Below are 13,716 nucleotides of genomic sequence, written 5' to 3'. Positions count from 1 at the left end.
CAACAAAAAGCACAGGGGTAGGACCACAGGTGAAACCGGAGACTCCGGCTTTCCCTGCGCGATGGGTTTACGGCTTCCTTCGTGCTCTCCCCGGCGAGACCGGGCTTGTTTGTCACCGTCTTCGCAAAGACGCTTTCGCGTCTTGCGAGGAGACACCTGCCACTGGGGCGTCAGGACCACACGACTTCACCGTCCGCCTTGGTGCATTCGTCTCGCGCACCTCGGCGGCCACCGCATCTCGACCCAACACTCGTGACGATCGCGAAGCGCCCCTCAGGCGGGTGAGACGGGCGCATCATTACACTGATTTTCGATTCCGAAAAACCGAAATATTTTTGTCGCAAGGGCTTGCGCCGTCGGGCAAATCAGTGGCAAGGGGCGGAACCGTTGGACGGGTAGGGCCACCGGGTCCGCGCAAAGCGCGGCCCGATGATAAACTCCGCGAAACCCATCAACACTCTCGGCGATGCGATGGGTTTCGCTTCGCTCTATCCATCCTACGAACTTCGTTGTTGCTGCCAACGCATGCCACGCCGCGATGAATGGCGCGTGAAGCGTGGATTCCGGCGGCGTTCAGCGTGATGCGGCTACGTGTGAGGTCGCAGGAGCCTGACGACCAGCAATACGAGCTCCCGTGAACGGAGACGAGCGATGACTGCCAGACAGATCCTCATAGCGGCGACAATGTTGTTGTTGGCCACGCCGATCGTGCCCGCGTTGGCGCATGGCGACGACGACAACGGCTACGCCAGGCGTGAGGAAGTCCACGACCAATTGTCCGGCGGCCATCAGCGCGCGCAGGACGAGGGATTCCATGGCCGCGCCGAACATCGCGCGCTGCGCGACCTGCAAGATCAGCGCCCCGACAACGCCTACGGCAGCTCCACCCGCAGCGATTACGCCCCCTACCGGAGCCATAACAGCTCCTACTATGGAAGGCCGCGCTTCAGCGCATTCTGGGGGCGGTGACAGCGCATCACCCGCTGCAGCCTGTCATCGGGCGGCGCTCAGCGCCGACCCGGTGGCGAGGTGACGACGAACGTCGTTTGGGGTGAGGCTCGCTTGCGCCTCTACTCCACGCCGGCTTCCTGCGGCGTGAACTGGTAGGGCGTCGAGCAGAACTCGCAGGTCACCACGACCTTGCCGTCCTTGACCATGTCGGCGCGGTCCTTCGGCGCGAAGCTTTTCAGCATCGAGGAGACCGCGTCGCGCGAGCAGGAGCATTGCGCCCGCAGCGACAGCGGCGCGAACACGCGCACGCCGCGCTCGTGGAACAGACGGTACAGCAGCCGCTCGCCGGAGAGATCGGGATCGATCAGCTCGACATCCTCGACGGTTGCGATCAGCGACTGGCCCTCGACCCAGGCATCGTCATCTTCCACCGAGTGCGCGGCGGTGCCTTCCGGTGCGTCGCCGGGATGCAGATCGGCCTGCTTGGCACGCTCGGGCGATTTGGGCAGGAACTGCAGCATGATGCCGCCGGCGCGCCAGCGCGCCTTGCCGCCGTCACCGCCGCGCACCTCCTCGCCGACCGCGATCCGCACCTTGGTCGGGATCTGCTCGGAGCGGAGGAAATACTCATGTGCGGCGTCTTCGAGGCTGCCGCCATCGAGCGCAACCATGCCCTGGTACCGGCTCATGTCCGCCCCCTGGTCGATGGTCATCGCGAGATGGCCCTTGCCGAGCAGCTCGCCTGCGGTCTGGCCGTCCTTGAGCCGCGCCGCGTCGTAGCGGGCATAGGCGCGCAGGCGGTCGGGCGCCTTGAAATCGACGATCAGGAACGACACAGGACCGTCGGTCCGTGTCTGCAGGATGAAGCGACCCTCGAATTTCAGCGAGGAACCGAGCAGTGTCGCCAGCACGATCGCTTCGCCGAGCAGCTTGCCGACGGCAGGCGGATAATCGTGCTTGTGCAGGATGTCGTCGAGCGCCGGACCCATGCGGGTCAGCCGGCCGCGCAGATCCAGCGCTGCGACCTCGAAGGGCAGCACCGTGTCGTCGACAGGAACCGCCGACGGCGCGCGGATGGGCGCTTCGGCCATGATTTTGATGTCGGGGGATTGGTCTGAAGCCATGGCGCTCTATCTGGGGTCTCGGACCACGAAACGAAAGGGGTGACTGATTCGGCGTCCCGGCTCAAGGCCGGGAAAACAGCGTCGAATTAGCTCTACGCCACCTCGTTAAAGCACCAGGCCAAAATGCCCTTCTGCGCGTGCAGGCGGTTTTCGGCCTCGTCGAACACGACCGATTGCGGGCCGTCGATCACCTCATCGGTGACCTCCTCGCCGCGATGCGCGGGCAGGCAGTGCATGAACAGCGCGTCGGGCTTGGCCAGCGACATCAGCTTCGAATTGACTTGGTAGGGCCTGAGCACGTTGTGGCGATGCTCGCCCTCCTTGTCGCCCATCGACACCCAGGTGTCGGTGACGACGCAATCGACGCCGCGAACCGCGGCCTCCGGATCGGTGCCGAGCACGATCGGGGCTCCGGTCGCCTTGATCCAGTCCCGCATCGGCTTCTTCGGCGCGAGCTCCGGCGGGGTCGCGACATTGAGCTGGAATTTGAAGCGCTCGGCGGCGTGCGCCCATGAGGCCAGCACGTTGTTGTCGTCGCCGGTCCAGGCCACCGTCTTGCCCTCGATCGACCCGCGGTGCTCCTCGTAGGTCATCAGGTCGGCCATCACCTGGCAGGGATGCGAACGCCGGGTCAACCCGTTGATCACAGGCACGGTGGCATGCGCCGCGAGCTCGAGCAGCGCGTCGTGATTGAGGATGCGGATCATGATCGCGTCGACGTAGCGCGACAGCACGCGCGCAGTGTCCGCGATGGTTTCGCCGCGGCCGAGCTGCATCTCGGCGCCGGTCAGCATGATCGATTCCCCGCCGAGCTGGCGCATGCCGACGTCGAACGACACCCGCGTGCGGGTCGACGGGCGCTCGAAGATCATCGCCAGCGTCTTGCCCTCGAGCGGCTTCTTGCCCTTCTCGTGCGCCTTCAGCTTCGCCTTCATGGCAATGCTGGCCGAGAGCATGTTGCGCAGCTCGCCGAGCGGCAGCTCGTTGATGTCGAGGAAGTGACGGACCGGCTTGCTCATCATCCCGCCGCCTTCTTCGGCTGCGCTGATGACAGCGCGGCGCAGGCGCGCTCGAGGCTGCCGATCGACTGGTCGATCTCGGCCTCGGTGACGATCAGGGGCGCCAGAAACCGCACGACATTGTCGCCGGCACCGACGGTGAGCAGCCTCTCGTTGCGCAGCGCGGTGACGAGATCGCCCGAAGGCAGCACCGCCTTGACGCCGATCAGGAGCCCTTCGCCGCGCACCTCGGAAAGCACCGCTGGATAGCGGTCGACGACGGAGGCGAGCTTCTGCTTGAGCAGCAGCGACATCTTCTGCACGTGATCGAAGAAGCCGGGCTTGAGCATGACGTCGAGCACGGCGTTGGCGGCGGCGACCGCGAGCGGATTGCCGCCGAAGGTCGAGCCGTGCGATCCCGGCGCCATGCCGGCCGCGGCCTTCGCCGAGGCGAGCACCGCGCCGATCGGAAAGCCGCCGCCGAGCGCCTTCGCCAGCGACATCACGTCGGGCGTCACGCCCGTACGCTTGTAGGCGAACAGATCGCCGGTCCGGCCCATGCCGGTCTGCACCTCGTCGAAGGCGAGCAGAAGGCCATGCTCGTCGCAGAGCTGGCGCAGCGCCTTGAGGAAAGCGGGTGTAGCCGAGCGGACGCCGCCCTCGCCCTGCACCGGCTCGATCAGGATGCCGGCGGTGTGCGGCCCGATCGCCTTCTTCACCGCCTCGATGTCGCCATGCGGCACCTGGTCGAAGCCGTCCATCGGCGGGCCGAAGCCTTCGAGATACTTGGCGGAGCCGGTCGCGGCGAGCGTCGCCAGCGTGCGGCCGTGGAAGGCGCCCTCAAAGGTGATGACGCGATAGCGCTCGGGATTGCCCTTCGAGAAGTGATAATGGCGCACCAGCTTGATCACGCCTTCCATCGCCTCCGCGCCGGAATTGCAGAAGAACACCAAGTCGGCAAAGCTCTGCTCGCAGAGCCGCGCGGCCAGCACCTCGCCATCCGGGCTCTTGAACAGGTTCGACATGTGCCAGAGCTTCGTCGCCTGCTCCTGCAGCGCCTTGACCAGATGCGGATGCGCATGCCCGAGCGCGTTCACCGCGACGCCCGAGGTGAAATCGAGATAGCGCTCGCCGTTGGTTGCGATCAGCCAGGCGCCCTCACCGCGTTCGAAGCCAAGATCGACCCTGGCGAAGACGGGGAGCAGATGCGACGTGGCACGGTTGGTCATGGCAATCACTGACGGGTTAGAGGCCAACGATCGCCGCGTCGATTGACGCAGGCGCGGCAATTGCCAGCTTCGGAAAACAAAACGTGCCGCCTTTGCGAGGCGGCACGTGAGGAACATACTATGCTGCGGGCGGTCAGTGTCAATCGCCACGAAGTGGCCTTCGTGTGATGCGAAACCATCGCAATCCGTAGCATTCCGGTGCGGTGGAAAAGCCCCATTGCAATGCATAAGTGTGGGAACATGTGGACGCGCCGCCGCGGACTCTTGCGCCAGAGTCACGCCATATTGTAGCGTTTGGGCTGTCGGGTACGACATCTCGTGCGGCATTACTGACCCTCTAAGTAGCCTTTTTGTTCTGCGTGCACGTTCGGGCGCATAGCCGCGCCCGGCGAGGGCTAAGGGATTCTGACCGCAGGGATTTTTAGAGAATTGGCTCCGCAGCGCCGCTCCTGTGACGGGCCGGTGCAACGCGAAGGGAAGAATGCGATGACGGTATTGACCTGGTCCGACGATCGCGTCGAGCAGCTGAAGAAGCTCTGGGAGTCCGGCCTGTCCGCGAGCCAGATCGCGGCGGAACTTGGCAATGTGACGCGAAACGCCGTGATCGGCAAAGTGCACCGGCTCGGCCTGTCCGGCCGCGCCAAGGCCCCTGCCACGGCCGCCCCGCGGCAGCGCAAGGCCCGCCCCGCCCAGCACATGATGCGGGTGGCGCGCCCCGTCTCGCGCGGCAACACCGCGCTCGCGCACGCCTTCGAGGTCGAGCTCGAGCCGGACCCGATCGCCTATGACAATGTGGTGCCGATGAGCCAGCGGCTGTCGCTGCTCGAGCTCAACGAGGCCACCTGCCACTGGCCGGTCGGCGATCCGTCGAGCCCGGAATTCTTCTTCTGCGGCGGCAAGGCGCTCACCGGCCTGCCCTACTGCGCGCATCACTCGCGCATCGCCTACCAGCCGGCCGCCGACCGCCGCCGTCCCTCGGCCAAGCCGACCCACGGCAAGTAAGGCCCGACAGCAGTAGCCCGGGTGAAGCGCGGCGTAACCCGGGACGGTCTTCAACGCGGAGAGAGCAGCCCCCAGATTTCGCTTCGCTCCATCCGGGCTACGGCTGCGGCCGTAGCGCTGGCACCCAAACCACCGTCATTGCGAGGAGCGTCAGCGACGAAGCAGTCCATTCCGCCGCTTGTGGCGCAGCGGATTGCTTCGCTTCGCTCGCAATGACGAGCTGATAGCGTCCGGGCTCTGACAATAACGACAGTTACTGCTGCGGCTCGGCCTTCGCGAACCGGTCGTCGAGCGCGTAGCCGGCGCCGCGCACGGTGCGGATCGGATCCTGCTCGCGGCCCGGATTGAGCAGCTTGCGCAGGCGGCCGATATGCACGTCGACGGTCCGCTCGTCGATATAGATGTCGCGGCCCCAGACGCTGTCGAGCAATTGCTCGCGGCTGAACACGCGGCCGGGATGCTCGAGGAAGAACTCCAGCAGGCGATACTCGGTCGGGCCGAGATCGATCGGGCGACCCGAGCGCGCAACGCGGCGCTTCTCGCGGTCGAGCTCGATATCGCCATAGGTCAGCACGGTCGCGAGCCGCTCGGGGCTTGCGCGGCGCAGCAGGCCCTTCACGCGGGCCAAGAGCTCCGGCACCGAGAACGGCTTGACGATGTAATCGTCGGCGCCGGTGGCAAGACCGCGGACGCGCTCGCTCTCCTCGCCGCGCGCGGTCAGCATGATGATCGGAAGCTGCTTGGTCTCGGGGCGCGCCCGCAGGCGGCGGCAAAGCTCGATGCCGGATAGCCCCGGCAGCATCCAGTCGAGCACCACGAGGTCGGGAACGCGCTCCTTCAGCCGCGTGTCGGCGTCGTCGCCGCGGCCAACTGTCTCGACATCGTAGCCTTCCGCGTCGAGGTTGTAGCGCAACAACGTCGTCAGCGCTTCCTCGTCTTCGACTACCAGAATGCGTGCGCTCATCGCTCTCAAATCTCTCTCTGTTCTGACGCGTTGTCCTGACGCGAACCGAAACGCTTATTTCTTCGGAGCATGATCCTGGTCGGAAAACCGGTTCACACTTTTCCGGATCATGCTTTAGGTGTTACCCGGCACTGTGGTGGCAAATGCGGTCATGTCGCCCTTCGGGCGCTTGTCCGTCATCTGCTGGCCCTCGATCATGTAGAACACGGTCTCGGCGATGTTCGTGGCGTGATCGCCGATCCGCTCGATGTTCTTGGCGCAGAACATCAGATGGATGCAGAACGAGATGTTGCGCGGATCTTCCATCATGTAGGTCAGGAGCTCGCGGAACAGCGAGGTGCAGATCGCGTCGACCTCCTCGTCGCCCTTCCAGACGTTCATCGCCGCCGGCAGGTCGTGTGCGGCGTAGGCGTCGAGCACTGACTTGACCTGCGACAGCACAAGGTCGGTCATGTGCTCGAGGCCGCGGATCAGCTTCAGCGGCTGGAAGTCGCTCTCCAGCGCCGCGACGCGCTTGCCCATGTTCTTGGCGAGGTCGCCGATCCGCTCGAGGTCGGTGGCGACCCGCATCGCGCCGACGATTTCGCGCAGGTCGATCGCCATCGGCTGGCGGCGCGCGATCGTCAGCACCGCGCGCTCCTCGATGACCCGCTGCAAATTGTCGATCTCGATGTCGGCGGCAACGACACGCTTGCCGAGCGCGACGTCGCGGCGGATCAACGCATCGACTGACTCGGTGATCATGCGTTCGACGAGACCGCCCATCTCGGCGACCAGGCGGGTGAGTTCCTGCAGGTCGCTGTCGAATGCCTTGGCGGTATGTTCAGAAGCCATCGTCTCTCTCCTTCGATCATGATCCCGGGTGGATCATGATCTCACGTCCTCGTTTCAGCATGATCTCCGCGCAAGCGCTTCGCGTTTGTCGCGGGGAAAACCGGCGGCCACTTTTCCGGATCATGCTCTAGCCAAACCGGCCGGTGATGTAGTCCTGGGTGCGTCGATCGCTCGGCGAGGTGAAGATCTTGTTGGTGTCGTCGAACTCGATCAGCTCGCCGAGATACATGAAGGCGGTCTTGTCGGAGACGCGGGCCGCCTGCTGCATGTTGTGCGTGACGATCGCGATCGTGTAGTCCTCGGACAGTTCCTGGATCAGCTCCTCGACCTTCGCGGTCGAGATCGGGTCGAGCGCCGAGCACGGCTCGTCGAACAGGATCACCTCGGGCCGCACCGCAACCGTGCGCGCGATGCAGAGGCGCTGCTGCTGGCCGCCGGAGAGCGACAGGCCCGAGGCGTTCAGCTTGTCCTTGACCTCGTTCCACAGCGCGCCGCCGCGCAGTGCCTTCTCGACGCGGTCGTCCATCTCTGACTTCGAGATCTTCTCGTAGAGGCGGATGCCGAAGGCGATGTTCTCGTAGATCGTCATCGGGAACGGCGTCGGCTTCTGGAACACCATGCCGACCCGCGCCCGCAGCAGATTGAGGTCAAGCTTGGGGTCCAGGATGTTGGTCTGATCCAGCATCAACTGGCCGACCGCGCGCTGGCCCGGATAGAGATCATACATCCGGTTGAAGATGCGAAGCAATGTCGACTTGCCGCAACCCGACGGGCCGATAAACGCCGTGACGCGATTGGTGCCGAGCGTCAGGTTGATGTTCTTCAGCGCGTGGTGCTCGCCGTAATAGAAGTTGAGGTTGCGCGCGGTGACCTTCGGCGGCGCTTCCGGCAGCGGCACCTGGGGAACGTGGCTCGCGACGGTGGAAACAGAAAGCTCGGTCATTTTGCGGCCCTTTCGGCACCAAGGATGCGTGCCCCGATGTTGAGGGCGAGCACGGTGAAGGTGATCAGCAATGCGCCGCTCCACGCCAGCTCTTTCCAGTAGGCGTAGGGGCTCTGCACGAAGTTGTTGATGGTCACCGGCAGGTTGGCCATCGTCCTGGTCAGGCTCAGGCTGAAGAACTGGTTCGACAGCGCGGTGAACAAGAGCGGCGCGGTTTCGCCCGCGACGCGGGCGGTCGCCAGCAGCACGCCGGTGATGAGGCCCGATCGGGCCGCACGATAAGCGATCCGCTTGATCACCAGCGAGCGCGGCAGGCCGAGCGCGGACGCCGCCTCGCGCAGCGGATTGGGCACCAGCAGCAGCATGTCCTCGGTGGTGCGCAGCACGACCGGGATCACGATGACGGCGAGCGCGAGCGCGCCTGCGATCGCCGAGAAGCCGCGCATCGGCACCACGACGGCGCCATAGATGAACAGGCCGATGATGATCGAGGGCGCGCTGAGCAGAATGTCGTTGATGAAGCGGATCACCGAGGTCAGCCGGTCATGCTTGCCGTATTCGGCGAGATAGGTGCCGGCGAACAGGCCGAGCGGCGCGCCGATACCGACCCCGATCACGGTCATGATGACAGAGCCTGTGATCGCGTTCAGAAGGCCGCCCTCGGTCGATCCCGGCGGCGGGGTGTTCTGGGTGAAGAGCTGCACGCTGAGGCCGGCGAGCCCGTTATAGAGCAGGGTCAGGAGGATCAGCGCGAGCCAGGTGACGCCGAACAGCGCGGCGCCGAAGCAGAGCACGCGGATGACGAAGTCGCTGCGGCGGCGGCGGATGTAGATCGGGTTCATGGTGTTACTTCCCCGCCTTCTGTTCCAGCCGCAGCAGCATCAGCCGCGCCGCGGCGAGCACGAAGAAGGTGAGCACGAACAGCAGCAGGCCGAGCAGGATCAGGCCGGACTGGTGCAGGCCGTCGCTCTCGGCGAATTCGGAGGCGATCGCCGCCGAGATCGTGGTGCCCGGCGCGAAGATCGAGGACGAGATGCGGAACGAGTTGCCGATGATGAAGGTCACCGCCATCGTCTCGCCGAGCGCGCGGCCGAGCGCCAGCATGATGCCGCCGATGACGCCGACCCTTGTGTAGGGGATCACGACGTTGCGGACGACTTCCCAGGTGGTGCAGCCCATGCCGTAGGCGGCCTCCTTCAGCACCGACGGCACGGTCTTGAACACGTCGACCGAGATCGCGGTGATGAACGGCAGCACCATGATCGCGAGGATCAAGGCGGCGTTGAACAGGCTGAGATAGGACGGCGGACCTGCGAACACCGCACCCAGCACCGGCACGCCGTCGAAGATCTTGATCATGAGCGGCTGGAAGGTGTTGGCGAGGAACGGGCCCAGCACGAAGAAGCCCCACATGCCGTAGATGATCGAGGGGATGCCGGCGAGCAGCTCGACCGCGATGCCGATCGGGCGGCGCAGCCATTGCGGGCACAATTCGGTGAGGAAGATGGCGATGCCGATACCGACGGGAATGGCGATCATCATGGCGATGACCGAGGTGACCAGCGTGCCGTAGATCGGGCCGAGCGCGCCGAGCACCGGCGGATCGGCCGATGGCGCCCAGCGCTGGGTCCACAGGAAGGCGAAGCCATATTCCTTCATCGCCGGCCAGGCGCCGACGATCAGCGACAGGATGATGCCGCCGAGGATCAGGAGCACGGAAATCGCCGAAATCCGGGTGATCCAATAAAACGTGAGGTCACCGAGCTTGAAGGCGCTGAGGGCCTTGGCGCGATCGTAAGGTCCGGCGGCTTCCATCACATCGCTCTGAACAGCCATGTCTGCCACGCCAATCCCCTGATTCCTATGTGAAAGCTACGCAAACCGCTACGCCCCCGAAGCGATCCTTGCCGGCGTTTCGCCTGGCATCGTTCTTGATGCGCCTCTTTGGGCGCGAGACCCGGAATCCATGGTTGTTATGGTGATGCTGGCTTCCGGGCCGGTCGCTCGACCTGCGCCGCCCTTAGGCGGCGCAGGCATTGTTCGAAACGTCGAGACTTAGCTCTTGATCTCGGCCGACCAGGTCTTCTCGATCATCTTGACGACCGATTCCGGCATCGGGATGTAGTCGAGCTCCTCGGCCGCCTTGCCGCCCTTCTCGAAGGCGTATTTGAAGAACTTGATGGCTTCCTGCGAGGCCGCCTTGTCGGTCGCATCCTTGTGCATCAGGATGAAGGTGGCGGCGGTGATCGGCCAGGAGGCGTCGCCCGGCTGGTCGGTCAGGATCACGTAGTAGCCGGGAGCCTTGGCCCAGTCGGCGTTCGACGCAGCAGCCTGGAAGGCGGCAATCGTCGGCTGCACGGTCTTGCCGGCCTTGTTGACCAGCGCGGCGTAGGTCAGCTTGTTCTGCTTGGCGTAAGCGTACTCAACGTAGCCGATCGCGTTCTTGGTCTGGCTGATGTTGCCGGCGACGCCTTCGTTGCCCTTGGCGCCGACGCCGACCGGCCATTCGACCGCGGTGCCGGAACCGATCTTGGACTTCCAGTCGGCGTTCGACTTGGCGAGATAGTCGGTGAAGTTGAAGGTGGTGCCCGAACCGTCGGAGCGGCGCACGACGGTGATCGCGTCACCCGGCAGCTTCAGCTTCGGATTGAGCTTGGCGATCGCCTCGTCGTTCCACTTGGTGATCTTGCCGAGATAGATGTTGCCGAGCACTTCGCCCGAGAGCACGAGCTCACCCGGCTTGATGCCTTCGACGTTCACGACCGGAACGATCGCGCCCATCACCATCGGCCACTGAACGAGGCCATCCTTTTCGAGCTGCTCGGCCTTGAGCGGCGCGTCGGTGGCGCCGAAGGTCACGGTCTTGGCCTGGATCTGCTTGATGCCGGCACCCGAACCGATCGACTGGTAGTTCAGACCGTTGCCGGTCTCCTTCTTATAGGCGTCAGCCCATTTCGAGTAGATCGGGAACGGGAACGTCGCGCCTGCGCCGGTAATATCGGCAGCGAAGGCCGACGTCGAAGCGGCGACCAAGCCGGCCGCGACGATAGTCTTGAGGAAATTCATGGGGTGGTCTCCATTTAGTGAGCGAAGCGCCTGATACGCCCGATCGCGCTCACGCCGGTCCATCTAGGAGCGGTCGATGCTCGTTTTACGAAGGTTAGATGACAGTTGGATGACAGTTCCAAGCGTCTGAAAACGCTCAGCTTTGTCCAGGTATCGGGGTCTTGGGCTGAGGAAAACAGGCGGTGAAGGTGGCGCCGTTTCTGGGCACGCTTTCGATCAAAAGACGGCCGCGATGACGGTTAAGAATATGTTTCACCAAGGATAAACCGAGGCCGGTTCCGCCCTGGTTGCGGCTGTCGCCGACGTCCACCCGGTAGAACCGCTCGGTGAGCCGCGGCAGGTGTTCCGGGGCGATGCCGGGACCGAAATCGCGCACCATGACCCGCACCTCGGGGCTGCCCTCGCCCGAATTCCCTCGGCTCAGCGACACGATGACGCGACCGCCGGAGGCGCCGTATTTGAGCGCGTTCTCGATCAGGTTCTCGAACAGCCGCAGCAGCTCCTCGCGGTCGCCGGCGATCATGACCGGCAGCTCCGGCAGGTCGATCTGGATCTCGACCTGACGCTCCCGTGCCAGCGCCTCGAGCCCATCGACCACCTGACGGATGATCGGCACGATGTCGATCGAGGTGTCCGGGCGGACATGCGCCGACAGCTCGACCCGCGACAGCGACAACAGGTCGTCGATCAGCCGGGCCATGCGGGTGGCCTGGGTATGCATGATGCCGAGGAAGCGCTCGCGCGCCCGCGCATCCTCTCTCGCCGGGCCCTGCAGCGTGTCGATGAAACCGGACAGCGCGGCGAGCGGCGTGCGCAGCTCGTGGCTCGCATTGGCGACGAAATCGGCGCGCATTTCCTCGACCCGGCGCAGCGGCGTCTGGTCGTGGAAGGTCATCAGCATGCACTTGTCGGTGCCACCGAACAGGGTCGGCACCGGCACCGGCGTGATGATCAGCTCCATCCAGCGGTCGACCGGCACGTGGTCGGTATAGGTGGCGCGGCGCGGCTCGGAACTGGCGATCGCCTCGCGCAGCGCGGTGATGATCTCGGGCGAGCGCAGGGCGAATTGCGCAAGCTCGTTCTTGCGCAGCGCCGGCGCAAGCTGGGCTGCGGCGGTGTTGAGATGGATGACGCGGCCGGCGCGGTCGAGCAGCACCGCGGGATCCGGCATGCCGGCGACAACCGCGCTGACGGCCGCCGTTTCGACCGGATTGACGCCGCGGACGTCCTCGCGCGAGGTCGCCGCGTCGTGCAGCCGCCACGGCACCAGTGCCGCGGCCGCGATGCAGATGAACACCGCGCAGGCCCGCACCAGCGACAATTCGCCGAGCGCGACCGTGATGCTCAGCGCCAGCGCCGCCGCGAGCAGGATGATCGCCGCGTGGCGCAGCCGGTCGGGCCACGGTGTGAAAAAGGAGGAGGGCGTATCGTCAATTGCCATCGCGGCGGCTTTCTTCCCATCCGTTCGAGAGGCGCCTCGCCGGGGTCCCAACGACCTCGAAGGACGCGTCTTGCCGCTTCATCAGGCGCCGGAATCGCCACGCTTGCGGACGTAAACCGCCTCGTGCTGCGGCGCGGCGTGGGGACTCGAATCAGTCTCCGGCAGCCTTTTGAATCGGGCGCCGACAATAACCTCTCGAAACGTCAGCAAGATTACAGATATGACGAACGGCGCAATATAGTAGAGGACCCGGAACAGCAGCATGCCGCCGAGCAGGTCCTCGCGGTCCATCTGCCAGAGGCCGACCAGCATCGCGGCGTCGAATACGCCGAGGCCGCCCGGCGAGTGGCTGGCGAAGCCGAGCAGCGTCGCCGACACGAAGATGACGGCGACCACGACGAAGCCGAGATTGGGCTCATCCGGCACCAGCACATACATCGCAAGCGCGCAGAAGCCGAGGTCGACAATCCCGATCGCGATCTGCAGCAGGGTCAGCGGCCCGCCGGGCAGCGTTACGGTCCACGGACCGCGGCCGACCACCCGGGGCTGGGTCCAGACCCAGACCACATAGGCGACCAGCGCGACGATGATCGTGAAGGCCACGGCGCGGTTGAGCCAGGGCGGCAGCTGATCGATGTTGGCAGCGGCCTCCGGGTGATAGGCGATGCCGAGGCCGAGCACCGCGGCATTGCCGAGCCAGAAGGTGAGGCCGGCGAGAAAGCAGATCTTGGCGACATCGATCGCGTTGAGGCCCCAGGCCGAATAGATGCGGTAGCGCACCGCGCCGCCGGTGAAGACGCTGGCGCCGACATTGTGGCCGATCGAATAGGACGTGAAGGCGGCGAGCGCGTTGATGCGGTAGGGCACATGGGCGTGGCCGATCGCGCGCACCGCAAACAAATCGTAGAAGGTCAGGGTGAAATAGCCGGCCGCGACGAACAACGCGGCGAGCGCGATCTGGCGCGGCTCGGTGCTCTTGATGGCCTCGATCACCTCATTGGTGTCGATGCCGCGCAGCATATGGTAGAGCACATAGCAGGCAATCCCGATGACAGCGATGCTGATGACAACGCCCAGCTTATGCAGGATTTGCTTTTGGCGCAGAAACGCGGCCGCCCTGCGTATTGCTTCCAGCATCTAGACCTCGAATTGCGATCCCGCGAC

The 13,716-nt window shown here is 64.9% G+C and carries 13 protein-coding genes; 2 read left to right on the top strand and 11 right to left on the bottom strand.

The window, feature by feature from the left end; translation table 11 throughout:
* The first annotated feature begins 651 nt into the window (after positions 1 to 651).
* Positions 652 to 969, top strand: a complete 318-nt coding sequence (locus tag ACFFWD_RS44615; protein WP_376975836.1) for a hypothetical protein — start codon at positions 652 to 654, stop codon at positions 967 to 969.
* A gap of 101 nt (positions 970 to 1,070) precedes the next feature.
* On the opposite strand, the gene ACFFWD_RS44610 is transcribed toward ACFFWD_RS44615, so the two are convergent.
* The 3 genes from ACFFWD_RS44610 to ACFFWD_RS44600 form a co-directional block, all read right to left on the bottom strand.
* Positions 1,071 to 2,042, bottom strand: a complete 972-nt coding sequence (locus ACFFWD_RS44610; protein WP_376975834.1) for an Hsp33 family molecular chaperone — start codon at positions 2,040 to 2,042, stop codon at positions 1,071 to 1,073.
* A gap of 125 nt (positions 2,043 to 2,167) precedes the next feature.
* Positions 2,168 to 3,094 carry an ornithine carbamoyltransferase gene (argF, locus tag ACFFWD_RS44605; RefSeq protein ID WP_376975833.1) on the bottom strand — a complete coding sequence of 309 codons (927 nt, stop codon included), beginning with the start codon at positions 3,092 to 3,094 and terminating at the stop codon, positions 2,168 to 2,170.
* Positions 3,094 to 4,302 carry an aspartate aminotransferase family protein gene (locus tag ACFFWD_RS44600; protein WP_376975832.1) on the bottom strand — a complete coding sequence of 403 codons (1,209 nt, stop codon included), beginning with the start codon at positions 4,300 to 4,302 and terminating at the stop codon, positions 3,094 to 3,096. The genes argF and ACFFWD_RS44600 overlap by 1 nt, the downstream gene beginning before the upstream one ends.
* A 486-nt stretch (positions 4,303 to 4,788) precedes the next feature.
* On the opposite strand from ACFFWD_RS44600, the gene ACFFWD_RS44595 reads away from it, so the two are divergent.
* Positions 4,789 to 5,304: a GcrA family cell cycle regulator gene (locus tag ACFFWD_RS44595; RefSeq protein ID WP_376975831.1), complete on the top strand. Its 516-nt coding sequence runs from the start codon at positions 4,789 to 4,791 to the stop codon at positions 5,302 to 5,304.
* Between the two features lie 253 nt (positions 5,305 to 5,557).
* On the opposite strand, the gene phoB is transcribed toward ACFFWD_RS44595, so the two are convergent.
* The 8 genes from phoB to ACFFWD_RS44555 form a co-directional block, all read right to left on the bottom strand.
* Positions 5,558 to 6,268 (bottom strand): phosphate regulon transcriptional regulator PhoB, encoded by a 711-nt coding sequence (gene phoB, locus ACFFWD_RS44590; RefSeq protein ID WP_139480339.1) that lies wholly within the window; start codon positions 6,266 to 6,268, stop codon positions 5,558 to 5,560.
* Between the two features lie 114 nt (positions 6,269 to 6,382).
* Positions 6,383 to 7,102: a phosphate signaling complex protein PhoU gene (phoU, locus tag ACFFWD_RS44585; protein ID WP_376975830.1), complete on the bottom strand. Its 720-nt coding sequence runs from the start codon at positions 7,100 to 7,102 to the stop codon at positions 6,383 to 6,385.
* Positions 7,103 to 7,229: 127 nt separating this feature from the next.
* Positions 7,230 to 8,045, bottom strand: coding sequence for a phosphate ABC transporter ATP-binding protein PstB (gene pstB / locus ACFFWD_RS44580; RefSeq protein WP_376975829.1), 816 nt, complete (start codon positions 8,043 to 8,045; stop codon positions 7,230 to 7,232).
* Positions 8,042 to 8,887 carry a phosphate ABC transporter permease PstA gene (pstA, locus tag ACFFWD_RS44575; protein ID WP_376975828.1) on the bottom strand — a complete coding sequence of 282 codons (846 nt, stop codon included), beginning with the start codon at positions 8,885 to 8,887 and terminating at the stop codon, positions 8,042 to 8,044. The genes pstB and pstA overlap by 4 nt, the downstream gene beginning before the upstream one ends.
* Before the next feature lie 4 nt (positions 8,888 to 8,891).
* Positions 8,892 to 9,881 carry a phosphate ABC transporter permease subunit PstC gene (gene pstC / locus ACFFWD_RS44570; RefSeq protein WP_376975827.1) on the bottom strand — a complete coding sequence of 330 codons (990 nt, stop codon included), beginning with the start codon at positions 9,879 to 9,881 and terminating at the stop codon, positions 8,892 to 8,894.
* Positions 9,882 to 10,100: 219 nt separating this feature from the next.
* Positions 10,101 to 11,111: a phosphate ABC transporter substrate-binding protein PstS gene (gene pstS / locus ACFFWD_RS44565; RefSeq protein ID WP_376975826.1), complete on the bottom strand. Its 1,011-nt coding sequence runs from the start codon at positions 11,109 to 11,111 to the stop codon at positions 10,101 to 10,103.
* A 136-nt stretch (positions 11,112 to 11,247) separates the two neighbouring features.
* Positions 11,248 to 12,552, bottom strand: coding sequence for an ATP-binding protein (locus tag ACFFWD_RS44560; RefSeq protein WP_376975825.1), 1,305 nt, complete (start codon positions 12,550 to 12,552; stop codon positions 11,248 to 11,250).
* 81 nt (positions 12,553 to 12,633) lie between these two features.
* On the bottom strand, positions 12,634 to 13,689 hold the full coding sequence (locus ACFFWD_RS44555) for a lysylphosphatidylglycerol synthase domain-containing protein (RefSeq protein ID WP_376975824.1): 1,056 nt from the start codon (positions 13,687 to 13,689) through the stop codon (positions 12,634 to 12,636).
* Positions 13,690 to 13,716: the final 27 nt, after the last annotated feature.

Origin of the sequence: Bradyrhizobium erythrophlei, assembly GCF_042430365.1 — a bacterium.
Taxonomy (GTDB): Bacteria; Pseudomonadota; Alphaproteobacteria; order Rhizobiales; family Xanthobacteraceae; genus Bradyrhizobium; species Bradyrhizobium erythrophlei.
This window is presented reverse-complemented; position numbering and strand designations above follow the sequence as displayed.